At 35.8% G+C, this 25,565-nt stretch carries 21 protein-coding genes and 1 pseudogene; 10 read left to right on the top strand and 12 right to left on the bottom strand.

Annotated features, from left to right (window positions below; all coding sequences use genetic code 11):
* The 3 genes and pseudogenes from LV89_RS24950 to yihA form a co-directional block, all read right to left on the bottom strand.
* Window positions 1–242 (bottom strand): annotated as a pseudogene (locus tag LV89_RS24950) (IS982 family transposase); the annotation flags it as partial.
* Between the two features lie 138 nt (window positions 243–380).
* Window positions 381–824 (bottom strand): DUF5606 family protein, encoded by a 444-nt coding sequence (locus LV89_RS20540; RefSeq protein ID WP_109744802.1) that lies wholly within the window; start codon window positions 822–824, stop codon window positions 381–383.
* Between the two features lie 178 nt (window positions 825–1,002).
* The gene (yihA, locus tag LV89_RS20535; protein WP_109744801.1) at window positions 1,003–1,599 is read right to left on the bottom strand and encodes a ribosome biogenesis GTP-binding protein YihA/YsxC; all 597 of its coding nucleotides are present in this window, start codon (window positions 1,597–1,599) and stop codon (window positions 1,003–1,005) included.
* Between the two features lie 465 nt (window positions 1,600–2,064).
* Between yihA and LV89_RS20525 the strand changes: the two genes are divergently transcribed.
* The 4 genes from LV89_RS20525 to LV89_RS20510 all read left to right on the top strand — a co-directional run bounded on the left by LV89_RS20525 (window position 2,065) and on the right by LV89_RS20510 (window position 8,031).
* Window positions 2,065–4,302 carry a peptidoglycan-binding domain-containing protein gene (locus LV89_RS20525; protein WP_109744799.1) on the top strand — a complete coding sequence of 746 codons (2,238 nt, stop codon included), beginning with the start codon at window positions 2,065–2,067 and terminating at the stop codon, window positions 4,300–4,302.
* A gap of 176 nt (window positions 4,303–4,478) precedes the next feature.
* Window positions 4,479–4,949: a thioredoxin family protein gene (locus LV89_RS20520; RefSeq protein ID WP_109744798.1), complete on the top strand. Its 471-nt coding sequence runs from the start codon at window positions 4,479–4,481 to the stop codon at window positions 4,947–4,949.
* Window positions 4,950–5,239: 290 nt separating this feature from the next.
* Complete coding sequence (locus LV89_RS20515) at window positions 5,240–6,694, top strand: inorganic phosphate transporter (RefSeq protein ID WP_109744797.1); 1,455 nt, start codon at window positions 5,240–5,242, stop codon at window positions 6,692–6,694.
* Between the two features lie 122 nt (window positions 6,695–6,816).
* Window positions 6,817–8,031 carry a porin gene (locus tag LV89_RS20510; protein ID WP_109744796.1) on the top strand — a complete coding sequence of 405 codons (1,215 nt, stop codon included), beginning with the start codon at window positions 6,817–6,819 and terminating at the stop codon, window positions 8,029–8,031.
* Between the two features lie 65 nt (window positions 8,032–8,096).
* Here LV89_RS20510 and LV89_RS20505 read toward each other — a convergent pair whose 3' ends face one another.
* Window positions 8,097–10,478: a S9 family peptidase gene (locus tag LV89_RS20505; RefSeq protein ID WP_229201566.1), complete on the bottom strand. Its 2,382-nt coding sequence runs from the start codon at window positions 10,476–10,478 to the stop codon at window positions 8,097–8,099.
* A gap of 175 nt (window positions 10,479–10,653) precedes the next feature.
* On the opposite strand from LV89_RS20505, the gene LV89_RS20500 reads away from it, so the two are divergent.
* Entirely contained in the window at window positions 10,654–11,529 is an 876-nt protein-coding gene (locus LV89_RS20500) for an Rpn family recombination-promoting nuclease/putative transposase (RefSeq protein ID WP_109744795.1), read from the top strand.
* A 48-nt stretch (window positions 11,530–11,577) separates the two neighbouring features.
* Here the strand turns inward: LV89_RS20500 and LV89_RS20495 are convergent, their stop codons facing one another.
* Both LV89_RS20495 and LV89_RS20490 read right to left on the bottom strand, forming a co-directional pair.
* Entirely contained in the window at window positions 11,578–13,746 is a 2,169-nt protein-coding gene (locus LV89_RS20495) for a 3-hydroxyacyl-CoA dehydrogenase NAD-binding domain-containing protein (RefSeq protein ID WP_109744794.1), read from the bottom strand.
* A gap of 129 nt (window positions 13,747–13,875) precedes the next feature.
* On the bottom strand, window positions 13,876–15,081 hold the full coding sequence (locus LV89_RS20490) for an acetyl-CoA C-acetyltransferase (RefSeq protein WP_109744793.1): 1,206 nt from the start codon (window positions 15,079–15,081) through the stop codon (window positions 13,876–13,878).
* Window positions 15,082–15,291: 210 nt separating this feature from the next.
* Between LV89_RS20490 and LV89_RS20485 the strand changes: the two genes are divergently transcribed.
* The 4 genes from LV89_RS20485 (at window position 15,292) to LV89_RS20470 (ending at window position 19,314) form a co-directional block, all read left to right on the top strand.
* Window positions 15,292–15,834: a TlpA family protein disulfide reductase gene (locus LV89_RS20485; protein ID WP_109744792.1), complete on the top strand. Its 543-nt coding sequence runs from the start codon at window positions 15,292–15,294 to the stop codon at window positions 15,832–15,834.
* Window positions 15,835–15,938: 104 nt separating this feature from the next.
* A complete protein-coding gene (locus tag LV89_RS20480; RefSeq protein ID WP_229201565.1) occupies window positions 15,939–16,907 on the top strand; it encodes a glycoside hydrolase family 16 protein in 969 nt (322 codons plus the stop codon).
* A 77-nt stretch (window positions 16,908–16,984) separates the two neighbouring features.
* On the top strand, window positions 16,985–17,356 hold the full coding sequence (locus LV89_RS20475) for a hypothetical protein (RefSeq protein ID WP_109744790.1): 372 nt from the start codon (window positions 16,985–16,987) through the stop codon (window positions 17,354–17,356).
* 692 nt (window positions 17,357–18,048) lie between these two features.
* Window positions 18,049–19,314, top strand: coding sequence for a metallophosphoesterase (locus tag LV89_RS20470; RefSeq protein WP_109744789.1), 1,266 nt, complete (start codon window positions 18,049–18,051; stop codon window positions 19,312–19,314).
* Between the two features lies 1 nt (window position 19,315).
* Here the strand turns inward: LV89_RS20470 and LV89_RS20465 are convergent, their stop codons facing one another.
* From LV89_RS20465 to LV89_RS20440, 6 genes are all read right to left on the bottom strand, one after another.
* Window positions 19,316–20,116 (bottom strand): Rossmann-fold NAD(P)-binding domain-containing protein, encoded by an 801-nt coding sequence (locus tag LV89_RS20465; protein WP_109744788.1) that lies wholly within the window; start codon window positions 20,114–20,116, stop codon window positions 19,316–19,318.
* A gap of 72 nt (window positions 20,117–20,188) precedes the next feature.
* Window positions 20,189–20,761, bottom strand: coding sequence for a nicotinate (nicotinamide) nucleotide adenylyltransferase (gene nadD / locus LV89_RS20460; RefSeq protein WP_109744787.1), 573 nt, complete (start codon window positions 20,759–20,761; stop codon window positions 20,189–20,191).
* A 76-nt stretch (window positions 20,762–20,837) separates the two neighbouring features.
* Window positions 20,838–21,407: a guanylate kinase gene (gmk, locus tag LV89_RS20455; RefSeq protein ID WP_109744786.1), complete on the bottom strand. Its 570-nt coding sequence runs from the start codon at window positions 21,405–21,407 to the stop codon at window positions 20,838–20,840.
* A gap of 193 nt (window positions 21,408–21,600) precedes the next feature.
* Complete coding sequence (locus tag LV89_RS20450) at window positions 21,601–21,807, bottom strand: phosphohydrolase (RefSeq protein ID WP_229201564.1); 207 nt, start codon at window positions 21,805–21,807, stop codon at window positions 21,601–21,603.
* Window positions 21,808–22,068: 261 nt separating this feature from the next.
* A complete protein-coding gene (locus tag LV89_RS20445; RefSeq protein WP_109744784.1) occupies window positions 22,069–22,686 on the bottom strand; it encodes a sigma-70 family RNA polymerase sigma factor in 618 nt (205 codons plus the stop codon).
* An 869-nt stretch (window positions 22,687–23,555) separates the two neighbouring features.
* A complete protein-coding gene (locus LV89_RS20440) occupies window positions 23,556–24,506 on the bottom strand; it encodes a glycosylasparaginase (protein WP_109744783.1) in 951 nt (316 codons plus the stop codon).
* Between the two features lie 213 nt (window positions 24,507–24,719).
* Here LV89_RS20440 and LV89_RS20435 point away from each other — a divergent pair, with 213 nt between their 5' ends.
* Entirely contained in the window at window positions 24,720–25,343 is a 624-nt protein-coding gene (locus LV89_RS20435) for a metallophosphatase domain-containing protein (protein ID WP_109744782.1), read from the top strand.
* Window positions 25,344–25,565 lie beyond the last annotated feature (222 nt).

Below are 25,565 nucleotides of genomic sequence, written 5' to 3'. Positions count from 1 at the left end.
TAAGCCTTAGGAAAATATGATTTTAAATATCCTTTGATAATAATTTGATAGTAATATTTAAAACATTTAACGCCCGAATGATGATAGTAAATACTGATCGCCATCATTTCACTGGTACTCATTTTGGAGACAGCTAAACTTTCTCCTGATTCAACCATGTGTTTTTCAAAACACTTACAAAAATCGTCGCAGTCAATGAAAATTTCTGTTAATTTTGTCGTTAGCAATGTTAGTCGGCTCATGATGTGTTCTTGTTTTTGTGCAATTACAAAAATACATTAGAGTCGGCAATATTGCTTTTTTTTGTTGTAAAAAATTGATTATCAGTTTGTTATATCAATAACTCACGTTTATTTATTCTCTATCAATTATTATCTAAATTAAGCTTCTGCTGGCTTTTCAGCTTCAACTTCCGTAGGAGCTGAAAAAACGTCTGGCATATTTGTTGAAAGAATATTATACCAGTTAATCATTTTTTTCACGTCTGAAGCAAATACTTTTTCACGGTCAAAATCTGGAGCGACTGAATCTAAGAAATCGAACAAATCTGCATCAGTTGAGTTTTTAACATTAATATCTACTTTTTCACCGTGTTTTTCTCTGATTGCCAAGAAAATATCTCCTAAAGGAATAGCATTGTCTTGGTGATTAGCCATATAAACCGAAATATCCTTCAAAACCGATACACGAGCATTTGCTCCTACTACCGAACGAGCTTTCTTTCCGTCCAAACTTTCAACAATCACACCTGTACGAGTAGGCTTCAAAATTCTATACAATCCACTTTGCCCTGAAATATTGGCAACTTCTTTTAATAATTCCATGTGTTTTTATTAAGTGATAAACGATAGTTATTTTATTATGAAATCGTAATCACATTTTTAATTTCTATTGATATTTTTACAAAAATACTTGTTAAATCTTTACAAAGAAAACGAGAGATTGTTAATAAATTTATATGTCATAAAACTTATCTATCATCGCTTCATCATTCCATCTGTTCTAAAACTCTTTATTCAAGTTATCAATTGTATCCAAAATTTCTTTTCGACCACTCCCATTAACGGAAGAGGTTACAAAAAATTGTGGCATTTCCTCCCATGTTTCCAACATTTTTTGCTGATATGCCTCCACGTTTTTATCAACTGCCGTTTTTGACAATTTATCTGCTTTTGTAAAAACGATACAGAATGGAATTCCTTTTTCTCCTAATGTATTGATAAATTCAAGGTCAATCTTCTGGGCTTCGTGGCGTACATCTACTAATACAAAAGTATAAATTAAATTTTCACGATTTTCCAGATATTCATGAATCATCTTCTCAAATTTCTCTCTTTCTACTTTACTGACTTTTGCGTACCCATATCCAGGTAAGTCAACAAGGTACCATTTTTTATCAATCTGGAAGTGATTAATTAGTTGTGTTTTACCAGGAGTTTGTGAAGTTTTGGCTAAATCCTTTTTCTGGACAATCGAATTAATTAGGGATGATTTTCCCACATTCGAGCGACCAATGAAGGCATATTCGGGTTTATCAGGCTTTGGACATTTCTGATAATCGGTATTACTCTGTAAAAAAATTGCTTCTGAAACTTTCATCAGTTCTACGAAAAATTTAGTGGAAAATCTGGTTGAAAATACTCAAAAAGATGCTCCTAATGTGTTGATTAATAAGAAAAAGTTTATTTAAGTGCATTATCTTGATTAACAAATGATAATCTATCAATATAAACTTGAAAAAAAATGCAAAAAACGATTTCATTTTTACTGAAAAATTTGCAATGTTTGTAAAACATCTGCAAATTTACGTAAGATTTATATCACTTCCGCTCTCTACACTCTGCAACAGAGTTTCCTTACTTACGCTCCCCGCCTTAAAATGGAGCATTTGAATAGTTTTTATTATGATTAACGTTACTTTATCTCGTTTTAAACGTTCTAAACAAGATGAAATAGCCCTTTTGTTAGGGTACGAGTTACTTTGCATTTTACCAAAACCCCGTATATATTTGTCAATTAAATCAAACCCCTTAAACACCTGATTTATTTTTTCTAACAACAACAATGAAGAAACTTAACTATTCACTGCTTTATACAGCAGTCACACTCAGTTTGGTCAGCACGGTGGCTATAGCCCAAAATGACCTGCCGCCTAACGCAGTTAACGGCAAATGTTATGCTAAATGTTTGAAGCCTGCACAGTTTACCACTAAAACTGAGCAGTATGTAGCTAAAGAAGCAGGGAAAACGCTTGCAGTTATTCCAGCAACAATGGGTACAGAGACACAATCTGTTCTTGTAAAAGAAGCATCTAAGCGTTTGGAAGTTATTCCAGCTGCTTATAAAACTGTTTCTGAGCAAGTATTGGTGAAAGAAGCTGGTAAAACAGTGACGGTTATTCCTGCGGTTTATAAAACTGAAACTGAAAGCTATTTAGTTAAGGAAGCTTCTAAACGTTTAGAAGTAGTTCCTGCAGTTTATAAAACTGTTACAGAAAATATCTTTATGGGCGGTTGTCCAACGGGTTCTTTCTTAGCAGGTTCTTGGGATAATGCACGTAAAGCGTTTGTTGGTACTGACGGTTCTGTTGTTACGGGTAGCCCTTGTAAAAAACAAGAGGTTGTTCCTGCTGTATTGAAGTCAGAAACTGAACAGTATGTTTCTAAACCAGCATCAAAAACTTATACAGTTATTCCTGCTGTTTACAAAACTGAAACTGAGCAATATATGGTTAAAGCTGCTTATTCACGTTTGGAAACTATTCCTGCTGAATACAGAACTGCTTCAGAACAAATATTAGTAAAAGAGGCTTCTAAAGTATTAACAGTTGTTCCTGGAACTTTCAAAAAAGTAACTGAGCAACGTTTAGTAAAAGAAGCATCTACTACATTGGCTGCACAACAGTTTGGTTACAAAGCTGTAACAGAACAAGTTTTAGTTAAAGAAGCTTCTAAGCGTTTAGAAGTTGTTCCTGCTACTTACAAAACAGTTACTGAACAAATGTTATTGAAAGAAGCTACAACTGCTTTAGTAACAACGCTTCCTGTTTATGAAACAGTAACTGAAAGAATCAAAATTCGTGACGAATATACAAAATACGAAAGAGGTAAGGCTGACCCAGGTTGTTTATCTGCAAATCCTGATGATTGCCGTATCCTTTGTTTAGTAACAGTTCCTGCTGAATACAAAACTATCACGAAGCAAGTATTGAAAGTTCCTGCTGGAACGAAAGAAGTAACAACGCCTGCTCAATACCAAACGATTACTAAGCAAGTTGTGGCAACTCCTGCATCTGTACGTGAAGTAGCTCTTCCTGCTGAGTATGCCACTTTTACAAAACAAGTAATTGTTGCTCCTACTGGAGCTAATGCTGGTGGAAATGCTGCATTCGCAACATCAACTGCTGTTGCTGCTCAATACGAAACTATCACTCGTGAAGTTGTTGACCAACCTGCACGTGTTGTTGAAAAAGAAATTCCTGCTGAATACAGAACTATCACAAGAACAGTATTAGCGAAAGCTGCTTCTTCTCGTGAAATTTCAATTCCTGCTGAATATGCTACTATTACTAAGCAAGTTTTGGTAAAAGATGCTGAAGTAAAAGAACAAGCAATCCCTGCTCAATATGCTACTCGTACTAAACAAGTAGTGGTTACTCCTGCAACAGTTCGTTTATTAGATGTTCCTACTCCTTGTGCTGTTCCTGGTGACGGAAACGGAGCTGGTGTTGGTGCTGGTAAATTGGCAGGTGGTGCAAGTTGCTACCAAACTGTAACGAAACAAATTGTGGCAACTCCTGCAACAACTCGTACAGTTGAAGTTCCTGCTCAATATGCTACTCGTACAAAACAAGTATTGGTTTCTCCTGCAACTACAAAAGTTATTGAGACTCCTGCACAATACGGAACTCGTACTCGTCAAGTTGTAGCTAATGCAGCTGCTACTCGTGAAGTTGAAATTCCAGCAGAATACAAAACAATTACAAAAACTGTTGTGAAATCTGCTGCTAAAACTGCTGAAACTACTATTCCTGCTGAATATGGTTCATATACTACTACTGCACAAGTATCGGGTAACTCTTATGCTGACTGGGTTGAAGTTCTTTGTGAGCAAAAATTGACTACTGAGAAAATCATCCAAATCCAAAGAGCATTAAAAGCTAAAGGATATGACCCAGGTCCAATTGATGACATCATCGGTGTAAGAACTAAAGCTGCTATCTTACAATTCCAAAAAGATAATAACTTAGCAACTGGTAATGCACTAAGCATCGAAACATTGAAAGCATTAGGTGTAATGTAATTCATTGTACAAATACTAATTCTACAAAAAAGCCCTTAGAACTTCTTAGGGCTTTTTTGTGTGTACCACTCTGTATTATTGGTACTATTTGAAATAAAAAAGGAATTTTCCAAGAAAAATTATGGCTTGATTATTGTCTAATGTATCTTGCAAACTACTTATGACACACATTGGATATGATAAAGCAGTTTATAATAATCTTTTTATTGACATCATCATTGAAAGGATATGCACAAGACATTGTTTCAGCATCTTTCTTTACAGGAAGTTATAAAGACTTGTTACAAGAGGCTAAAAGGTTGAAAAAACCAATTATTTTAGACTTCTCCGCAAGTTGGTGTAGTCCATGTATCAAAATGGACAAAGAAACGTATTCTGATGAATTAATAGCTTCAATTATTAGCTTAAAATACTTTGCTTATAAAGTAGATGTTGAAGAATTGGAAGGAATGGAAATTGCAGATAAATATAAGGTTGCTCAATTTCCTACTACGTTATTCTTAGACTATAATGGCAAAACAGTTGGGCGACTCAAAGGGTTTTACCCGCCAGAGTATTTCATCAAAATTTTAGAAATGAATCCAAGCAAAAGAAAAGGGATATTTAGAAAAGAAGAAAATCTCGACGCTTTAATAACAAGTTTATAAAAATAAATGCCTTTCAAGTTATTTGAAAGGCATTTATTTTTATAAACAGATTTCTCTGAAAAATCCTATTAATCGACTCATTTTCAAGGTTTTTTTTCCAGAAAAATGAAATTTAACAATTTGGTAACATTGAACTCACAAAGTCTCTCTACTTTTGTGGCATATATACCAATATGAATAATTCTAATGATTGAAAATGATAATAAATAAAAAAGTTTAAGGATTAAAACTTATATTTTTTCAATTTCCAATAATATCATCATTTTCAATTTTTACTAACTAAAACCACAATGTTCGGACTCGACACATCTTTGTTCATTCTCCTTTTTTTATGCTTGTTTTTGGCATGTGCCTTTGAATTCGTGAATGGATTTCACGATACTGCCAATGCCGTAGCAACTGTTATTTACACTAATTCCTTGAAACCTACTCAGGCTGTTGTTTGGTCTGGTTTTATGAATTTCTTGGGTTTATTAACAGGTGGCGTAGGGGTAACTATGTCTATTATTGGACTACTGCCCACAGAACTACTGATAGACCCCAACGTTTATCATGCCATGGCTCTTGCATTCTCAATGTTGCTTTCTGCAATTATCTGGAACTTAGGCACATGGTATTTCGGTATTCCTGCTTCTTCATCACATACTTTGATTGGTTCAATCATTGGTATTGGTGTTGGTTATGCACTTTTACCAGAAAACAATAAAGGACTTTCAACTGTAAACTGGGATAAAGCTACTGAAATTGGTCAAGCACTTTTACTTTCTCCATTATTTGGTTTTGCGGTGGCAATTGTTTTCATGTACATCTTGAAAAAATCAATTGCGAATAAAGAAATTTTCAAAGAGCCTAAAAAAGATACTCCTCCTCCATTCTGGATTAGAGCCATTTTATTTACGACTTGTACTTTGGTTAGTTTCTTCCACGGACGTAATGACGGACAGAAAGGAATCGGTTTAGTCATGTTAGTTTTGATTGCATTTTTACCAAGTTATTTTGCGATTAATACAGAAGTTGACCCTTTTAAATTACAAGGTGAAGTTGGAGTGGTACAATCAATTATTACTAAAATTGATACAAATAAATTATCATCAACCGAAAAAGAAAGTTATGCCAAAGTAATGAAAGGCGTAAAAGGATTAAATACGATTTTTGCAGATAAAACATTAAATGCTAAAAATTTAACGGTTGAAACTAAATTAGACATTCGTAAAGATGTTTTAAATATCAATAAGCACTCGAAAAAGTTAATGGAAAGTGATGCTGTTACTTTAAGTGCAGATGACAAAAAAGCCTTGAAAAAAGCAACTGCTGGAGAAAAACCTCCATTCTTTACTTTTGGAAATAGTAACAATGGTTTGTCATCTTTAACAGATTTTGCACCAAACTGGGTAATGTGGATGATTGCACTTTCATTGGGCTTAGGAACAATGATTGGCTGGAAAAGAATTGTGGTAACGGTTGGTGAAAAAATCGGGAAACAACACCTTTCTTATGCACAAGGTGCTTCTGCTGAATTAGTTGCTTCAATTACTATCGGTTTGGCGACGGCTTATAAATGGCCAGTTTCAACAACTCACGTATTATCTTCGGGTATTGCGGGGTCAATGGTTGCTTCAAAAGGTATCAAAAACTTACAAGGTGGTACCGTTAAAAATATCGTAATGGCATGGGTATTAACGTTACCTGTAACCATTTTATTATCTGCTACATTATTCTATTTATTCCGTACTCTTTTGGGATAATTATTCAATGTATTATGTCCTAAGTATTAGGTATTAAGAGAAAAATTCAACCTCTTAATACTTAATACCCAAGACTTAGTACACATTTTAGTACCAACTACCAATATAGAAAATCTAAAATCATGACCACTTTTAAGGGACTTTCATGTCTAATGGCTATTTGTGCCATTAGCTTAACTACTTTTTGCCAAAATTCAATCTCAGAACCCAAAAAAGAGGTTCAAACTTCAAAGAAATGGTACGATAAAATCTCATTGAGAGGTTATGCTCAAGTAAGATATAATCGTTTATTAGAAACAAATGACAAACTCAAATGCGAGCAATGCGATAAATCGTGGGGAGAAAACGGCGGTTTCTTCATCCGTCGAGGTCGTTTAGTTCTTTCAGGAGATATTTCAGACCGCTTGTATATCTATATTCAGCCAGATTTTGCGTCTAATGTGAGTAATTCTTTTCAACACAGTTTACAAATTCGTGATGCTTATTTTGACTTAGCTTTGGATACAAAAAAAGAGTATCGTCTTCGTTTTGGACAAAGTAAAGTTCCTTACGGCTTTGAGAATATGCAATCTTCTCAAAATCGCCTTGCACTCGACCGTGCCGATGCTACCAATAGTCCCGTTTCAAATGAACGTGATTTAGGCGTATTTTTCTATTATGCTCCTGCTGAAATTCGTGAACGTTTCAAATATTTAGTAAACTCTGGGCTAAAAGGAAGTGGTGATTATGGTGTATTTGCCTTTGGTGCTTACAATGGGCAAAATGCAAACAAAGCTGAATTAAATAATGAACCTCATATTGTTTCAAGAATTACCTATCCATTCAAGTTAAAGTCTGGACAAATTATTGAAGCTTCTGTGCAAGCATACACAGGAAAATTTGTGATTGAAAAAACGGCTACAAAAAATAAAGCAACCGAAAGTCAATACATTGACCGTCGTATGGCAGGTTCTCTAATTATTTACCCACAACCATTTGGTTTTCAAGCGGAATATAATATTGGCGAAGGACCAGAGTTCAATCCAACAACGATGAAAACCGAAATAAAAAACCTAAATGGAGGATATGCACAGATTATGTACAGAAAGAAGGTAGGAGAAAACCATATTACACCATTTGTAAAATACCAATATTATAATGGAGGTAAAAAACACGAAATTGATGCAAGAAGATATATTGTAAAAGATTTAGAAATCGGAGCAGAATGGCAATTAAAAGACTTTTTTGAATTGACTGCCATTTATACCACTTCCGATAGAACTTTTGAAGATGCAGCTTTACCAGTAAATAATCAAGTAGGAAACTTGTTACGTTTGCAAGCACAATTCAATTTTTAAGGATAATTATTTAAGATTGATAAATAAACAATTAGATTTATTTATCAATCTTACCATTTATACCTTTACTTCTTCAAAGTTGTTTCAAACAATTTAAAAATCCGTTTGTATTCATCCATCCACGAAGTTGGTTCTACAAAACCGTGGTCTTCCATTGGATATGAAGCCAATTCCCAATTTTCTTTTCTGAGTTCGATAAGTCGCTGAGCTAAACGTACTACATCTTGATAATGTACATTTACATCTACCATTCCGTGACAAATCAAGAGATTCCCTTTTAACCCTTCGGCATGATAAATCGGTGAACTTCTTTGATAAGCAATTGAGTCGGTTTGTGGTTCGTTCAAAATATTGGCGGTATATGGATGATTATACGCCGCCCAATCCGTTACAGGACGAAGTGCAGCACCCGCCGCAAAAACATCTGGTTTGGTAAACATTGCCATCAATGTAATAAATCCGCCATAAGAACCTCCATAAATTCCGATTTTCTTGGGGTCAATCCCTTGCGTTTCTGTTAAATATTTTGCTCCGTCCACATGGTCAGAGAGGTCTTTGCCACCCATAAAACGGTAAATTCCCGTTCTCCAATCACGCCCATAACCTGAAGAAGCACGATAATCAATATCCAAAACGGTATAGCCGTTATCCACCAACATATTGTGGAACATATATTCTCTAAAATATTGACTCCACCATTTATGCACATTTTGTAAATAACCCGCTCCATGTACAAAAACTACCGCAGGTTTCTTGCCTTTTTCACCTGTTTTTGACGCATATAAACGAGCATAAACGGTTTGTCCGTCTTCTGCTTTGAATGTAACAATTTCGGGTTCACGCCATTTGTATTCTTTAAATTGACGACTTTGTGATTTAGTTACTTGCGTAGCGGTCGCATTTGCTTCGTTGTCCTGTATGTAAACTTCCCAAGGACGATTTGAGTATGAGTTTAAATACGCCAATTTGGTTTCATCGGGCGATAAAACCACTTGATTTGAACCTACCATTTTGGTCAGACGGGTTGGCGTTCCACCTGCCACAGCCAAACGATAAAAATGTTGTTCTCCGGGGTGAACTTCGTTGGTTGTTATATAAAAATTTTGTTTGTCACGAGATAATTGTACCGACTGAACTTCAAATTTCCCTTTGGTTAATTGTTTACGGACAGACGTTGCCAAATTAATCGTATAAAGATGTGAATAACCATCTACTTCCGACTGAAAATAAAGCGTTTGATTATCTCCCAAGAAGCCCAAAGTTCCTACATTGCCACCAAAACCAATTCCCGGCCCACCAATCCAAGCCTCATCATGCTGACGGTCGATTGTTTGTAATTTGCGAGTAGCAGGGTCGAGACGCATAATCCAACGGTCTTTATTATCCTGACTTTTCACAACCAAAACGCAATATTTCCCATCTTCCGACCAAACGACATTGCTAAAAATCACCTTTCTTGGCTCTGGTTTTTTCTTTACAGTATCTCTCTTAACAACGAGTGATTTCTTAACGTAATCTTTCAAATAATCAGGTTCGTCAAAAATTCCGTCAATATCTTTTGTAAAAACCTGTAACGACGTGTCTTTTTTGATGTCATAAACCCAAAATTCATAAGCCGTTTGAGCCGCACCAACCTTTGTACGAGCAGGAATATCTTCGGTAAAACCTGATTCAGTTACATAATTTGGCACAATTGCCGTTTTTGCTCCCGTAGCAGATTTTACTAAACGATAAGTAATATATTTTTCATCGGGACTAAGCGTTTGAGCATCCACCGATTTATCTTCTACAAAAATCTCTTTGGCACGTTTTGGCAAATCAGCTTTTTGGATTTTATCACCTTCTTTTTTCTTATCAGCTCTTTCTTTCAAAACATCAAAAAGGCTTAATTGGTCTTGCTTCTGCCATTTTTCTTGTTCGCTCAATTTCGATTCTGGTTTCTTTGTTCCCGTCTGAAAATTAGTCAGTTGGTCAATTTCTCCATTGCTAATCGTAAAACTAAAAAGGTTACTCCCTTTCGTGAAAATGATTTTATCGTCCTTTCCATTAAAACTTGGATTAGATTCATTTTCAATCGTATTCGTAATCTGACGAATTGCCATTGTTCGACAGTCCAACAAAAATAAATCCCCGTTTTTAGCATAAACTTTTTTACTAAAATCAGCCGAATAATTTCCGTTATTAGCAGGTAAAGCACGACGAGTTTGTGGCGAAATCTTAAACGGTTTTTTCTCAGCCACCGAAGCCCCATAAAGTGAATCAGCCTTGTTTTTCTCAGGATTCCAACTAAAATAAACCGTTTTAGAATCCTCCGCCCAAAAGATATTTGAAGGCAAAGCACCCACCGTAAATTTAGGGTCTTGCATAATTTGCTCAACAGAAAGTTGTTGAGCCGAAAGCGTAAAAATGATAAAGTTTGTTAGAAGTGTTAGTAGTGTTTTTTTCATGGATTTGGTAAATTAAAAAGGCAAGTTCTTGTGAACCTGCCTTTAAATATACACAGAAAGCGTGATTTGATTAGTAAGACATTCAAATGAATACATATCTTTGAGAGAAATCAGCAAAACCACAAACTTGGTTTCAATAGCAATTTTGTTCTATCAAAAACATACATTTTACATCATGGAATTTTACAATGATAATGAGAGATTTATTTCTATCCTCTCTGACTACGGGTTTAAAGCAACTTTTGGCAACGAAAGTGATACCACTTTTCTAAAAAAAGCATTACAGGCTTTGATAAAATCACCCGTAGCTATTCGAGAAATTGAATTTATTAAAAATGAAATGACTGCCATTACTTTGGATAGTCGAAGTGGTATTTATGACTTAGCTTGTACCGATGAAAACGACAATCATTTTATCGTTGAAATGCAATTAAGTGAATATCCTGAGTTTATTCAACGTATGAAATTTTACGCACTTTATCGTTTTAATACACTTGTTAAGAAAGGAAAATATACTTTTGAAGGCTTACAAAAAATTTACTGCATTGGTATTTTAGCCAATGATATTTTTTCACATATCTTTGATTATCATAACGTTGCCGTTTTAAGAAATGAAAAAGGGGAACTAATTGACGACCAAATGACGTTCGTTACAGTAGAATTAGCTAAATTTAAAATGCCATTATCTGAAATTAGAACAGACTTGGATAAACTCATTTTCACCATGAAAAATTTGCATACAATTACAGAGCAAACGCAATTTCCAACATTTTGGAATGAAGAATGGTTGAATGTAGCGATTCAAGAATTAGATAAAAAAGCAATGACTCCTGAGCAGCGTTTGAACTATGAAATGATTATTTCAGCAAATGCTTTGGCAGTTAAAAATGAGAAAAAGAAAATTGAGGAAGCGGAACTAAGAATCAAATATGAAACTGTGAAAAAAATGCTTGCAAGTAAGCAGTTTTCAATCGAAGATATTGCAAATTTTAGTGGAACATCAGTTGATTTTGTCAATACAGTACAGCAAAAAATTAATTCCGAAAGCTAAGGACAAAAATAAAAGGCGAGCCTCACAACTCGCCTTTTATTTTAAATCCTACGCATAAAACCCAACCCCAGCTTCCGCCATCTCTCGCAATTTATCAGTCGGTCTAAAACGTTCTCCGTAAATATCGGCTAATCTATCACATTCCGAAACAAAGGTTTTTATACCGACTGTGTCCACAAATGAAAGTGTTCCGCCTAAATATGGAGGGAATCCCCATGCGAAAATCGAACCTAAATCTGCATCTAAATTGGTGCGAATTACGCCTTCTTCTACGCATTTTACGGTTTCTAAAACCTGACGATATAGTAATCTTTGCTTGATGTCATTGGTAACAATTTGCTCTTCTTTTACGGGGAAAAGTTCGGCTAATCCACTCCAAAGATGCTTTTTACCGCCGAGCGACACTTCGCCTTCTGGATATTCATAAAAACCTGCTTTTACTTTTTTTCCTAAACGTCCCATTTCGGTAAATTGCTTGCTTACTTGATAGGTTGTGTCGGTTTCTGGCAAAACGCCATCTTTTACAGCTGAACCCGAAATTTTATAGGCTAAATCCAACGCTACTTCGTCCGAAACCGCCAAAGGTCCAACGGGCATTCCAATTTGCTTGGCAATATTTTCAATTACCACTGGATTTACGCCGTCTTTCAATAATTCAATACCTTCCGATGTATAAGTTCCGAATACTCGTGAAGTATAAAACCCTCTCGAATCATTCACCACAATTGGGGTTTTGCGGATTTTCTTCACGTAATCCATCGCCACAGCCAAAGCATAATCAGAAGTTTCTTTACCCATGATTATTTCCACCAATTGCATTTTATCAACGGGCGAAAAGAAGTGAATTCCGATAAAATTCTCTGGTTTCGCCGATGCTTTCGCCAAGCCTGTAATCGGTAAAGTTGAAGTATTTGAGCCAAAAACGCCCCCCGAAGTTAATAACGGTTCTGCATCTTTGGTTACGGTTGCTTTCAATTCACGATTCTCGAAAACGGCTTCGATGATTAAATCCGCTCCTTCAATATCAGCATAATTATCGGTTGGTTTTATCAAGTTCAAAATGCTTTCCGCTTTCAAGGAATCCATTTTCCCTCTTGAAATGGCTTTATCCAAAATTCCTTTTGAATAGGCTTTTCCTTTCTCTGCCGCTTCCATTGAAACGTCTTTCAAAACAACTTGGATTCCTGCCATTGCGGATACGTAAGCAATACCCGCTCCCATCATTCCCGCACCCAAAATACCTATCTTCTTAACATCGGTTTTGTCAATTCCTTTCGGGCGACTAACCCCTTTATTGACTTCATTCAAACCAAAAAACATAGTTCGAATCAAGTTTTTAGCAACGGATGAATTGGCAACTTTTACGAAATAACGGGCTTCAATTTCAATTCCTCTATCAATATTTACTAAAAGTCCTTCATAAACGCACGACATAATAGCAATTGGCGAAGGGTAATTTCCTTGCGTTTTGCCCAAAGTCATGGCTGTTCCGCCCATCATTAATTGTAAGCCTTTGGGCGTTAAAATATTTCCATTGGGAACTTTATAATTCTCCCGAGCCTGAATTTTTCCCGTTTTTCTATTGACTTCGTCCCAAGGTTGAATAGCGTTTGGATTGGCATTGATGAACGCAAATGCTTTATCCATCATTTCCTCGAATGTTTCCGCTAATTCATTTACTAAGCCTAATGAAAGTGCTTCTTTCGGAGAAACTTTTTTGCCTTCCAACAATAACGGAGCAGCCATTTCCATGCCTATCATTCGGGGCAAACGTTGCGTTCCTCCGCCACCAGGCAATAAACCGACCGTTACTTCGGGCAAGCCAATTACGGCTTTCGGATTGTTCAACACAACTCGATGATGACACGCCAAACAGACTTCGTACCCTCCGCCCAAAGCTGTTCCGTTCATGGCAGCGACAACGGGTTTCCCGTTAGTTTCCATTTTACGGAAAATATGATTGAGTCCCAAAGAGAGTTTCAATAGCTCATCGGGAGCTTTTCCGTTATTTTCCAAAATCATCTTCAAATCCGCCCCTGCAATAAATTCAGGGCGTTCAGAAGTGATAACAATTCCTTTTACTTCTGCATCAGAATATGCCTTTTCCAAAGCCTCCGCAAGGGCAGGCATAGATTCACTATTCAAAACATTCATTGGCTGATTCGCCACGTTGATACTGAGAATAGCTACGTTATTTTTTATATTGTATGAAATCATTGTTTATCTTAAATTTAACTGGACTGATTGAACACAGATTAAACGGATTAGACACGGATTTTAAGAAAAATAATTTGTAAATCCGTGTCTAATCCGTTCAATCCGTGTTCCAATATTTACCTAAAATCTTTACACTCTTTCAATCACCGTAGCAATTCCCATTCCGCCACCAATACACAAACTGGCTAAACCTGTTGATTTTCCTGTCCTTTCCAATTCATCCAAAAGCGTCATTAAGATAATTGCACCTGTTGCTCCAAGCGGATGTCCCAAAGCAATTGCTCCACCGTTTACGTTTACTTTGGCAGGGTCAACGCCCAATAAATCCATGAATAACATTGGTACAACCGCAAAGGCTTCGTTGATTTCAAACAAATCTATATCATTGATATTCATACCATTGCGTTTCAAAACCTTTTGCGTAGCGGGAACTGGACCAGTCAACATAATAGTTGGTTCAGAGCCACAAACGCCCAAAGCGGTAATTTTGGCACGTGGTTTCAAACCTAATTTTTCACCCATTGCTTTGCTACCAATCAAGATGCCTGCTGAACCATCTACAATTTGGGAGGAGTTTCCTGCGTGGTGAATATGGTTAATTGCGTTGAATTCTGGGTATTTCATCAATGCTAAATTATCCAAACCCATTTGTCCCATCATTTCAAAAGACGGTTTCAATTTCGCCAAAGATTCTACCGTTGTTTCGGGTCGCATTCCTTCGTCGTAACTCAAAACATCAAGCCCGATTTCATCTTTTACGGTAAACATTGATTTAGCAAAACGATTGGCTTTATGTGCTTCTCCTGCTCGTCTTTGCGACTCAACGGCATAAGCATCTGCGGCTTCACGAGTGTAGCCGTATTTTGTGGCAATTAAATCGGCTGAAATTCCTTGCGGTACAAATTTATGCTCGGCAATCAATTGCGGATTCATCATCATTGCCCCACCGTCTGACCCCATTGCGACACGTGACATCGACTCAATTCCTCCTGCAATCATCAATTCTTGCTGACCCGACATGACATAAGCTGCCGCCATGTTTACGGCTTCTAAACCTGATGAACAAAAACGATTAATTTGTACACCCGCTACTCGTTGGTCGTAACCAGCCGCAATGACAGCAGTTCGTGCAATATCTGCCCCTTGTTCGCCAATGGGCGTTACGCAACCCATAATAACATCGTCGATTAAACTGGTATCTAAATTATTTCGGTCACGGAGTTGTGCCAAAACCTGTTGTGCCAACGTAATTGGCTGAGTAGCGTGCAAAGAGCCATCAGATTTTCCACGACCACGTGGCGTTCTGACAGCGTCATAAATATATGCTTGATTCATGCTTGGTTGGTCGGGTTTCCAACCCGATATTTTGGATAGTACGTGTTTAGAAAATATTTCAATTATTCTACTAATTTACAAATTTTGTTATGCAAGCATACTATTTTCTATAAATATTTAGATATTTTTTTGATTTATTGTGAGTTGAAGCCTTTATCAGTAATTTTATTCCAAATACTCAATAAAATACCAATCTTTATAAACCAAATCATGAAAAAACACTTCATCTTATTGACAGTGACCTCGGCGTTGCTGTTTACAAAATGCTCGTCCAAAAGGCAAGAGACTACCGATTCAAGCGATAGCCTTACAGCAGTTTCTACGGCTAAAACAACGCCCACTTCTTTATTTGACCCCAACAACAAAGTCGTTGATTTTAAAGACATTACAACAAAACATAAAGTTACTTATGTTGATTTTTGGGCAAGTTGGTGTGGACCTTGTCGGGGAGAAATGCCTGCATCGCAAGCTCTACGTGAAGCGTATAAAGACAAGGACGTTAATTTTTTGTATGTTTCGTTAGACGAAGAGTCTGCGGCTTGGGCAGAAGCAAACAAATCATTTGCTTTACCAGATGGGCATAGTTTTTTGCTTGCCAATCCTTCAGAATCGATAATTCCAGCCACTTTTAATATTAGCTCTATTCCACGCTATATTTTAATAGATGAAAATGGAAAAGTTATCAATGAAGATGCTCCAAGACCAAGTGAAAATGAAAGAATTACAGAAGCTTTAGACAAAATTTTAAAGTAAGAACAATGACGATTTAAGAATTATCATCAACTTGATTATTAATGACATTTCAAAATAGAGTTCTATTTTGTGCCATTGCTTATAAACAAAATCAACCGAAAATTATGAAAAGAATTAACCTCATTTTTGCTCTATTCTCGCTTACTTTTTTTGCTATCTCGTGTAGTAAAGCTGATGAACCTTGTGTGAAAAAAATATGGTATCAAGATGCAGATGGCGATGGACTTGGTAATAAGGCAGTAACATCTGAAGCTTGCGACCAACCCGCAGAGTATGTCGCAAATTCAAATGATGATAACGATAACCCTGTAAAAACGCCCGTTTCTATTATTCCTACCAAAGGTTATACAACTCCTACAAGTTACGCCAATTTGAAAGCTATTTGGGCAGATGAATTTGATGGAACAAGTTTAAATGAAACTTACTGGAATTATGAAATTGGCAATAATAACGGTTGGGGAAATAATGAATTAGAATATTACAAAAAAGAAAATACAACGGTAAAAGATGGCTATTTAATTATTCAAGCGAAACAAGAAAGCATAGGAGGACAAAATTATACTTCATCCAGATTAACGACACAAAATAAGTTTAATCTTAAATATGGTCGGGTTGATATTAGAGCGGCTTTACCAAAAGGGAAAGGCATTTGGCCTGCATTGTGGATGTTAGGGAAAAATATCACAACGGTAAGTTGGCCTAAATGTGGTGAAATTGACATCATGGAAATGATTGGAGGCAGTGGTAAAGACAATACCGTATATGGAACAGCCCACTGGGATAACAACAATAGTTACGCTCAATATGGTGGGAATACACAATTAGCGTCAGGGATTTTCAATGATGAGTTTCATGTATTTTCTATAATTTGGGATTCCAGAAAAATTGTTTGGTATATGGACGATAAAAAATTCCATGAAATTGATACCACACCTGCTGGACTTAGCGAATTTCAAGAAGAGTATTTTTTCCTCATCAATTTGGCAGTAGGTGGCAATTGGCCGGGAAGCCCAGATATTTCCACCGTTTTCCCTCAACATCTAATTGTAGATTATATCAGAGTTTTTCAATAAAATCATTTGGGCTTCAAACTACTTGTAAAAGGGAATTTGAAGCCTTTTTTATCACAATATCAAACATTGTTTAAATAATGAAAAAAGTATTTTTTATTGTATTCGTAAAACTTTTCGTCATTACAACCTGTACAAAAGCCTCTAATGAGCAAAATGTTGTTTCAAATCACAATATAACGTTGAGTGATTCTACCGAGTTTAAGGATTATTTGGGAAGCTATAAAATGGATGAAAATCCTTTCGCTGAAAAAATGAAGATAGTTTTTAAAGATGGTAATATCTTTGGGCAAGTAGCGGGTTATCCAGCATTAAAGTTAACTCGTAAAAAAGATGATGAATTTGAGGAAAGCAACTTTGGAGCAGTAATAATATTCTCTCGGGTTAATGGAATTGTTTCGGGCGTGAAAGTATCTGTGCAGGGACAAGATTTGTTTGGAACGAAGGAATAAAAAATCCCTATCACACAAATCTACCTCTAAATATCAAAGCCGCCACGATGATAAATAATTTTCAAACGATTAAATGTGTTAGGGATTTATAAAATTCTTGCAACTTGAAAAATAGTCTGATTTTAAGCCGCCACGAAAAATCAGACTTTCAAATTGTGATTAGCTATTTATTAATACCAAAGGTATATGTACCTACACGAATTACCAAAAGTGAATATTTATAATTTAATGTATATTTCACGAGCCTTATATTTTCCCTTATGAACGTAAAAAAAAAGTGTTGTATTTTCGGTATAGATTAGCCAATTTTGAAGCGACTAAACCTTTAAGCTATGCAACATTAGTGCTAATGTTTTCAAGAAGGTATAATAGTGTTCGACGGATAGATTATAGAGAGTAAATTGTTGAAAGGTAAGGGTTTGGATTTAAGATTGATAGCCCTTATTAATCGGATTATTACTGAATAATCAAACATGGTCTAAATTTGTACGATTAAGCAAGGTTATTAGGATTTAGGATTGGCATGAGCTTGATTATTGCAATTCTTAAACCGCCACGGTACTTACGCCTTCTAAACGCTATTATCTGTTATCTACTCTTTAAAACCTTCCGTTCATCACAAAATAAGTCCGTTCCTGAACCTACAATTCAGTATTTGAGTTTTGATAAAATAACCAACACTCAATTCGTAGATGAACAAATTAATTATCATTCCAGTCATTACATTAGTCTTTTTATTGATAGACTGGTACGTTTGGCAAGCTGTTAAAGTTTCCACGCAAAATCTTGCTCAAAATACACAAAATATCATTAAATATATCTTCTGGGGCGTCACAACACTTACACTTGCGGGTATGTGGGTTTATAACTTCGTCAATCCAGATTTATTAGGGAAAAACTTACGTACCGTTATCATGGTAGGCGTTTTCATCAATTATGTTTCTAAAATTTTTGTGGTATTATTTCTCCTGATTGATGATTTAGGAAGATTAATTCGTTGGATTTCTGCCAAATTTACAGGGCATACCGTTACCGCAGATGCACCCGTAGGAGGCACAGGAAATATTACCCGTTCTGAATTTTTAATGAAAACTGCCGTTGTTGCAGGTACAATTCCAGCCGTAGCTCTTACTTGGGGAATTATCTCTGGAGCTCATGATTATCGAATTCGTCGAGTAAAATTAGCCTTAAAAAATCTTCCAAAACAGTTTGAAGGTATGACAATCGCTCAGATTTCTGATATCCACTCTGGCTCATTTTTCAATCGTGTAGCCGTGAAAGGTGGCGTAGAAATGTTGATGAAAGAAAAACCTGACATGGTGTTTTTCACTGGGGATTTAGTAAATAATTTAGCTACGGAAGTCCAAGAATACATTGATATTTTTAACAAAGTAAAAGCTCCTTTGGGAGTTTTTAGTACACTTGGAAATCATGATTATGCAGACTACGTAAATTGGCAAGGCGACGCAAGAGCAAAACAACAAAACCTCAAAGATTTGATGCACGCTCATAAAATTATGGGTTATGATTTATTGATGGACGAAAATCGTTTCATTGAGCAAGGTGGTGAAAAATTAGCGATTATTGGGGTACAAAATATCAGCGGACAGAATCGTTTTCATACCTACGGAAATTTAGCAAAAGCACATCAAGGAACGGAAGAAGCACCCGTAAAATTATTGCTTTCACACGACCCAACCCACTGGGATAAAGAAGTTAACACCAAATTTAAAGACATTGACGTGATGTTCTCAGGACATACGCACGGAACGCAATTTGGAATCAACATTGGCGATTATACGTGGTCTCCTGCACAATATGCTTACAAACAGTGGGCAGGGCTTTACGAACAAGGCGACCAAAAATTATACATCAATCGTGGATATGGTTATATCGGTTATCCGGGAAGGGTAGGAATGCCACCAGAGATTACGGTTTTTGAATTAGTAAAAGGGTAATTTACAAATACCTAAAATCCAAAGGATTAGCATATTTAAAATTATAGTCAGTCCGTGAAATTAGTTTTTTCGGACTGATTATTTTAAAAGGGATTAGCTCTGTTGCTTCTTCAAAAATTGGTTTTGTAAAACCTAAATCTTCACAATTTTTAAGGTATATTTCTTCTCGAATCGGATGTTCTGGAGAAACGACATTGAAGGTTTCATTCCAAAAACCTTTTTCTACAATCATTGAAATAATCCCAATCACATCGTCTTGGTGGACATAATTTACAGGGATTTTGCCTGTATTAATCGTTTTTCCTTGAAAATATTTAGCAGGAATTCTTTCGCCGCCCATCAAACCTCCGCAACGTAAAATTGTCACATTTTGAGGAAGGTTTTTCAACAGATTCTCAACTTTAATCAATGCGTGATTGTCAATAACCGTATCTTCTTCCGAAATTTCACGATTTAAGTCGGGATAAACGGAAGTTGAAGAAGTATAAATAATGGATTTGATAGAAGATGAAGGCAAATATTCGAGTAAAGATTCGATTTGTTGAATGTGATAATCTTCACCTAACTTACCCGCTCGTGGAGGAATACAAATAATAAGTATTTCAGAATCAAGGAATTGAGCGATATTTTCACTTTCAATTTTAGGCGTAAATTGTAACAAAAAAGGCTCTATATTTACCGTAGAAAGTAAGGGAATTTTACTTTCTGAAGTGGTAGAACCTTTTACGGTATGACCATTTTTCACTAAAGTTTCACCCAATGGCAAACCTAACCAACCACAACCTAAAATACTGATTTTCATTTATTTGCTTTCGGCTTTCTACATTCTAATTTCAGTAAATTTGATTACGAAAATCAGAATGCTCAAAGCCATTTATAAGTAAAACTTTTTCCAATGAATATATTGTTCGACACTTTCAGGAACCATATAATGAATTGATTTTCCGTTTTTCAAACAATCACGAATAAACGTCGCTGAAATATCTAAAGATGGAGCATTTACCAACTTCACATTTGGATGATTTTCTAAATCACTTTTTACAGAATTTGGTCTTGGATAAACGTACAGTCCAAAATATTCTAAAATTTTATCGTGATTTTTCCAATTTGGGAATTGAGCTAAATTATCTCCACCAATTATCAGTCTAAACTCGTGTTGAGGGTGTTTTTCCTGCAAACGAATAAGCGTATCAATCGTAAATGAAGGTTTTGGCATCGAAAACTCAATGTCTGTTACTTTGAATTGAGCATTGTCGGCAATGGCTTTTTCTACCATCGTCAAGCGGTCAAACTCGTGTAAAAGTGAGCTGTTTTTCTTGAAAGGATTTTGCGGAGACACCACAAACCAAACTTGGTCTAAGTCGGTAGTAGTAGCCATGACATTTGCCACAATCAAATGCCCGATATGAATAGGGTTGAATGACCCAAAAAATAAACCAATTTTCATTTATTAGGGGTTAGGAGTTAGGGGTTAGGAATTAGGGGAGTTTTACAACTAACCCCTAACTCCTAAAACCTAACCCCTACGAAGTAAATTCATCAAATAATTTTTGTGCTTTTTCAAAAGCGGTATCAAGGTCATCGTTTAAAAGAACAATATCAAATTGGTCTTGGAAAGACATTTCAAAATTCATTTTAAAAACTCTTTTCGAGATTGAGTCTTCAGAATCCGTTCCACGCTCACGAAGGCGTTTTTCTAATTCTTCAACACTTGGTACTTTTACAAAAATAGACAAAGCTCTTTCTTTGTAATATTCCTTCAATTTCACTCCTCCACGTACATCTACGTCAAAAATTACGTGTTTTCCAGACGCCCAAAGTCTTTCAATTTCAGATTTTAATGTTCCGTAATATGCACCTGGGTAAACTTCTTCCCATTCTACAAATTCATTATTAATAATTCTTTGCTTGAATTCGTCGGGAGTCATGAAGTAATAGTCTTTGCCGTTTTCTTCATTACGTCCACGTTTATCACGAGTACAAGCCGAAATCGAAAATCCTAAATTTTCGTTATTGGCCAATAGATGCTTAACAATAGTTGTTTTGCCCGAACCAGATGGGGCTGAAAAGATGATGAGTTTACCGTTTTCCAATGAATGAATGATTTATTGAACGTATGAGTGATTGAGTGAAAAAGCACTACAAATCCTAAAGTTCCACAAAAATAAAAAGTTATTAAGTGAAATCATTTGAAATGACCAACTTAATAACTTGAGTATATTATTAAAAATATAGCAATTAGCTTATTTTTTCGCTAATGTCTAAGACCTAAATCCTAATATCTATTTATAATCCTTTGATTTTCTGCTTGATACAGTCAATCAAATTAGAAGGAATACATTTTTTCTCTAATCTTAATTGCATTGTTTCCTTAATACATTTTTCTAATTCGTAGCCTTTTTCACAAGGTAAGCATTTATCCATATTCTGTTTGAACTGAACAATTTGCTCATCTGTCGCCTGACCATCTACAATCAGTTGTACCAATTTCATGCAATCAGTTTGATGTTCGCACGATGTCTTTTTTTGTATCTTCTCAGCCTCGGAAACCATTTTTTTAATTATTAAGCAATTTTAACTGTCGTTCAAATTTGGGGTTACTATTTATCAATCAAGTAGTTAGTAAACAGGGTGTGTTTTAAAATAATTCCACTTCATTGAAAAAAAATATTTTGTTTAACTTATTATCCTTGAAATGTCATAAAACCTTCTACAAAATCGAAATATTTTTTACAAGTTGTAATCATCTCAATTCTACTCTGCCATACTGTCAGCATTTACGTCGTAGCCTAACGATTTGGCATAAGATTTTAATTTTTCTTTCAACAACATTCTTGCACGGTGAAGTCTTGAACGAACTGTCCCGATTGGAATATCCAGAATTTTTGCCATTTCTTCGTAGGTAAAACCTTCTACATCACAAAGAATAATGACCGTTCTGAAATCCACAGGTAAAGCATTCAAAGCATTGGCAATTTCATCGCCGATTAAGTCCTGAACGGTTTCAGCTCTTAAATCAACGGTTTGATTTGTTTCTGCGTCTTCCTCTGAATTATAAGTTGTTTCTACATCCTGATAATCAACTTTTGAAGGCTCTTTAGATTTCTTTCTAAAATCGTTAATAAAGCTGTTCTTTAAGATACGGAACAGCCATGCTTTGGCATTAGTTCCTTCCGAAAATGAGTTGATAAATCTGAATGCTTTGAGATATGTATCTTGTACAAGGTCATTTGCATCGTCTTCATCGTTAGTCAGACGGAAAGCAAAATTGTACATAGAATCAATATGAGGCATAAATTCTTTCTCGAAAACACGATGTTTTTCGAGGTCAGAATAGGTTTGAGTTGCTTGGAGTTCTTCTTGTTCGTCCATTTTGTTGCTGAGTATCGTCAGTAAAAATAAAACATGATAATTGATTTACAAAAAAATCATTCCTTATGATATTTATCATGTTTGAACTTTACTATCCGCAAACAACTTGCCAAGCATTTTTTAGACAATTTTCCTGACAAAACGGCATTGTTTGGCGTGGAGGTAGGAGGATATGAGGATATGAGGATTTGAGTTTATGAGTAAAGAGGATATGAGGATTTGAGGATTTGAGTAAAGAGGATATGAGTAAAGAGGATATGAGGATTTGAGTTTGACGTTATGAGATTAGGTGTTTATGAGTTGGTGTTTATGAATTATTAAACGATTAAATCGAGTATTTTCATTCAACTGTGTCAAGTATTTTTAAAAGTAGTCTCATTGCCTTGAAATAAACATTTTTGAAACCAAAAGTAGAAATTGACACAGTTAGAAAAATATTCCCATTAAATCATAAACCTCCCCACCACTCATAGATTCCATCACTCATATACTCTTTACTCATATACTCATATCCTTTTTACTCATATACTCATATCCTTTTTACTCATATACTCATATCCTCTTTACTCATATACTCATATCCTCTTTACTCATATACTCATATACTCTTTACTCATAAACTCATATACTCTTTACTCATATACTCATAAACTCTTTACTCATATACTCATAAACTCTTTACTCATAAACTCTTTACTCATAAACTCTTTACTCATAAACTCTTTACTCATATACTCTTTACTCATATACTCATAAACTCTAAACTCATATACTCATATACTCATATACTCATATACTCATATACTCATATACCCATAAACTCATAAACTCATATACTCATAAACTCATAAACTCTAAACTCATAAACTCTACTTCATATAATATTTAGACTCAATGACTTTTGTAACGCCATTCTCTGTAATCGTATAATTGAAACCTGATTGAATAGCATAAGCTCCGTATTCGCCTTTTTTGTTTAAAGCTAAATATCCAATTTGAAATTCTTTGTAGTTATAGCGTTTCACGATACGCATGATGGCTTCTTCGCAGGCTTGTTGCGGGGTTTTGCCATTACGCATTAATTCTACGATAAGGAATGAGCCAAGCGTTTTCAAGACAAATTCTCCCAAACCTGTGGCACAAGCTCCACCTACTTCATCATCACAAAATACCGCCGCTCCAATTACAGGCGAATCCCCTACTCTACCGTGCATTTTGAATGCTAATCCGCTGGTGGTACACGCTCCTGAGATTTCACCTTTCGTTCCTAATGCCAATAGACCGATGGTATCGTGGCGTTCAATATTGATTTTAGGCTCGTATTTTGATGTTTTTTTCCATTCTTCCCATGCTTTTTTGGCAACATCTGTTAATAAATTTTCTTTCTTAAAACCTTGCGAAAGAGCAAATTGTAAAGCTCCTTCTCCCGAAAGCATCACATGAGGTGTTTTTTCCATTACGGCTCTTGCTACTGAAATGGGGTGCATAATGTTTTGAAGAAAAGTTACTGAACCCGCATTTCCTTTTTCGTCCATGATACAAGCGTCGAGCGTAACATTGCCATCACGGTCTGGAAAACCTCCGTAACCTACGGAAGTATCATTGGGGTCTGCTTCGGGGATTCTTGCTCCTGCTTCAACGGCATCTAAGGCTCTTCCTGTTTTTTGGAGCGATGCCCAAGCGGCTTCGTTGGCTTTTTCGTTTTTCCAAGTTGAAATAACAAATGGAAATTTGGCTGTCGGTTTGTTATCTGCTAAGGTTTTGGTAGAGGCTAAGGCAGTTAATAAACTTGTTTGTTTGATGAATGTTCTACGTTGCATTGATTTTATTTAGGTTTGTTTGCTTAAATTTATTAAAAATATTCGAGAATATACGCCAAATAGCACGCAGATGACGCAGATACAAGTAACGCAGATTTTACAGATTTTTTTATTCTTAATTTAGCGTATTAATAAAATCCGTAAAATCTGCGTTGCGAAGCATCAAGGCAGACGGCAAGTCTCATCTGCGTGCCATAATTTACTGACAAGAAAATGAAAATAGTTTGTATTTCAGACACTCACAGTTTACAACACAAAATGACGATTCCCGATGGGGATTTATTGATTCATGCGGGTGATATTTCGTCGAGAGGGAAAATAGAAGAAGTTGAAATGTTTAATGAATGGATGGGGGCATTACCGCATCGTCATAAGGTTATGATTGCAGGGAATCATGATTTTTTCTTTGAGAAATATCCGAAACAAGTCAAAAGAGTTATTACCAATATCGAATATCTCAACGATAGTGGAACGACGATTGAAGGCTTGAAAATTTGGGGTTCGCCCGTGCAACCTTGGTTTTATGATTGGGCTTTTAATAGAAAACGTGGGCAGGATATTCGTAAACATTGGGATTTAATTCCAACGGAAACAGATATTTTGATTACACATGGACCTCCTTACGGCATTTTAGACCAAACCATTAGAGGTGAAAAAGTAGGTTGTGAGGATTTGACGGATATTGTTCAAAATCGGGTAAAACCTCGTTTGCACGTATTCGGACACATACATGAGGCTTACGGTCAGGAACAAATTGGTGAAACTTTGTACGTAAATGCTTCAATGGTTGACTTGGCGTATCGTCCTGTTCGGGAGGCGATTGTACTTGAGTTGTAAGCAGTAAACAGTAAGCAGTAAGCAGTAAGCAGTAAGCAGTAAACAGTAAACAGTAAACAGTAAACAGTAAACAGTAAACAGTAAACAGTAAACAGTAAACAGTAAACAGTAAACAGTAAACAGTAAACAGTAAAAAAAGTGCTGATTAGATGATTTAAGTTCCCAAAATCTAAATAATTTTACTGTTTATTCCTTACTGATAACTGATAACTGATAACTGAT

Origin of the sequence: Arcicella aurantiaca (assembly GCF_003148625.1) — a bacterium.
Classification (GTDB): domain Bacteria; phylum Bacteroidota; class Bacteroidia; order Cytophagales; family Spirosomataceae; genus Arcicella; species Arcicella aurantiaca.
Note: the sequence above shows the minus strand (reverse complement) of the source record. Positions and strands in the feature narration are given on the sequence as shown.

Excerpts from the sequence above, each read along its gene's own strand:
- LV89_RS20485 (WP_109744792.1), top strand. The coding sequence starts at position 15,292 with ATGAAAAAACACTTCATCTTATTGACAGTGACCTCGGCGTTGCTGTTT.
- yihA (WP_109744801.1), bottom strand. The coding sequence starts at position 1,599 with ATGAAAGTTTCAGAAGCAATTTTTTTACAGAGTAATACCGATTATCAG.
- LV89_RS20470 (WP_109744789.1), top strand. The coding sequence starts at position 18,049 with ATGAACAAATTAATTATCATTCCAGTCATTACATTAGTCTTTTTATTG.
- LV89_RS20500 (WP_109744795.1), top strand. The coding sequence starts at position 10,654 with ATGGAATTTTACAATGATAATGAGAGATTTATTTCTATCCTCTCTGAC.
- LV89_RS20450 (WP_229201564.1), bottom strand. The coding sequence starts at position 21,807 with ATGAAATTGGTACAACTGATTGTAGATGGTCAGGCGACAGATGAGCAA.
- LV89_RS20540 (WP_109744802.1), bottom strand. The coding sequence starts at position 824 with ATGGAATTATTAAAAGAAGTTGCCAATATTTCAGGGCAAAGTGGATTG.
- LV89_RS20520 (WP_109744798.1), top strand. The coding sequence starts at position 4,479 with ATGATAAAGCAGTTTATAATAATCTTTTTATTGACATCATCATTGAAA.
- LV89_RS20490 (WP_109744793.1), bottom strand. The coding sequence starts at position 15,081 with ATGAATCAAGCATATATTTATGACGCTGTCAGAACGCCACGTGGTCGT.
- LV89_RS20435 (WP_109744782.1), top strand. The coding sequence starts at position 24,720 with ATGAAAATAGTTTGTATTTCAGACACTCACAGTTTACAACACAAAATG.
- LV89_RS20495 (WP_109744794.1), bottom strand. The coding sequence starts at position 13,746 with ATGATTTCATACAATATAAAAAATAACGTAGCTATTCTCAGTATCAAC.
- LV89_RS20510 (WP_109744796.1), top strand. The coding sequence starts at position 6,817 with ATGACCACTTTTAAGGGACTTTCATGTCTAATGGCTATTTGTGCCATT.
- LV89_RS20465 (WP_109744788.1), bottom strand. The coding sequence starts at position 20,116 with ATGAAAATCAGTATTTTAGGTTGTGGTTGGTTAGGTTTGCCATTGGGT.
- LV89_RS20525 (WP_109744799.1), top strand. The coding sequence starts at position 2,065 with ATGAAGAAACTTAACTATTCACTGCTTTATACAGCAGTCACACTCAGT.
- nadD (WP_109744787.1), bottom strand. The coding sequence starts at position 20,761 with ATGAAAATTGGTTTATTTTTTGGGTCATTCAACCCTATTCATATCGGG.
- LV89_RS20515 (WP_109744797.1), top strand. The coding sequence starts at position 5,240 with ATGTTCGGACTCGACACATCTTTGTTCATTCTCCTTTTTTTATGCTTG.
- LV89_RS20475 (WP_109744790.1), top strand. The coding sequence starts at position 16,985 with ATGAAAAAAGTATTTTTTATTGTATTCGTAAAACTTTTCGTCATTACA.
- LV89_RS20440 (WP_109744783.1), bottom strand. The coding sequence starts at position 24,506 with ATGCAACGTAGAACATTCATCAAACAAACAAGTTTATTAACTGCCTTA.
- LV89_RS20505 (WP_229201566.1), bottom strand. The coding sequence starts at position 10,478 with ATGAAAAAAACACTACTAACACTTCTAACAAACTTTATCATTTTTACG.
- LV89_RS20445 (WP_109744784.1), bottom strand. The coding sequence starts at position 22,686 with ATGGACGAACAAGAAGAACTCCAAGCAACTCAAACCTATTCTGACCTC.
- LV89_RS20480 (WP_229201565.1), top strand. The coding sequence starts at position 15,939 with ATGAAAAGAATTAACCTCATTTTTGCTCTATTCTCGCTTACTTTTTTT.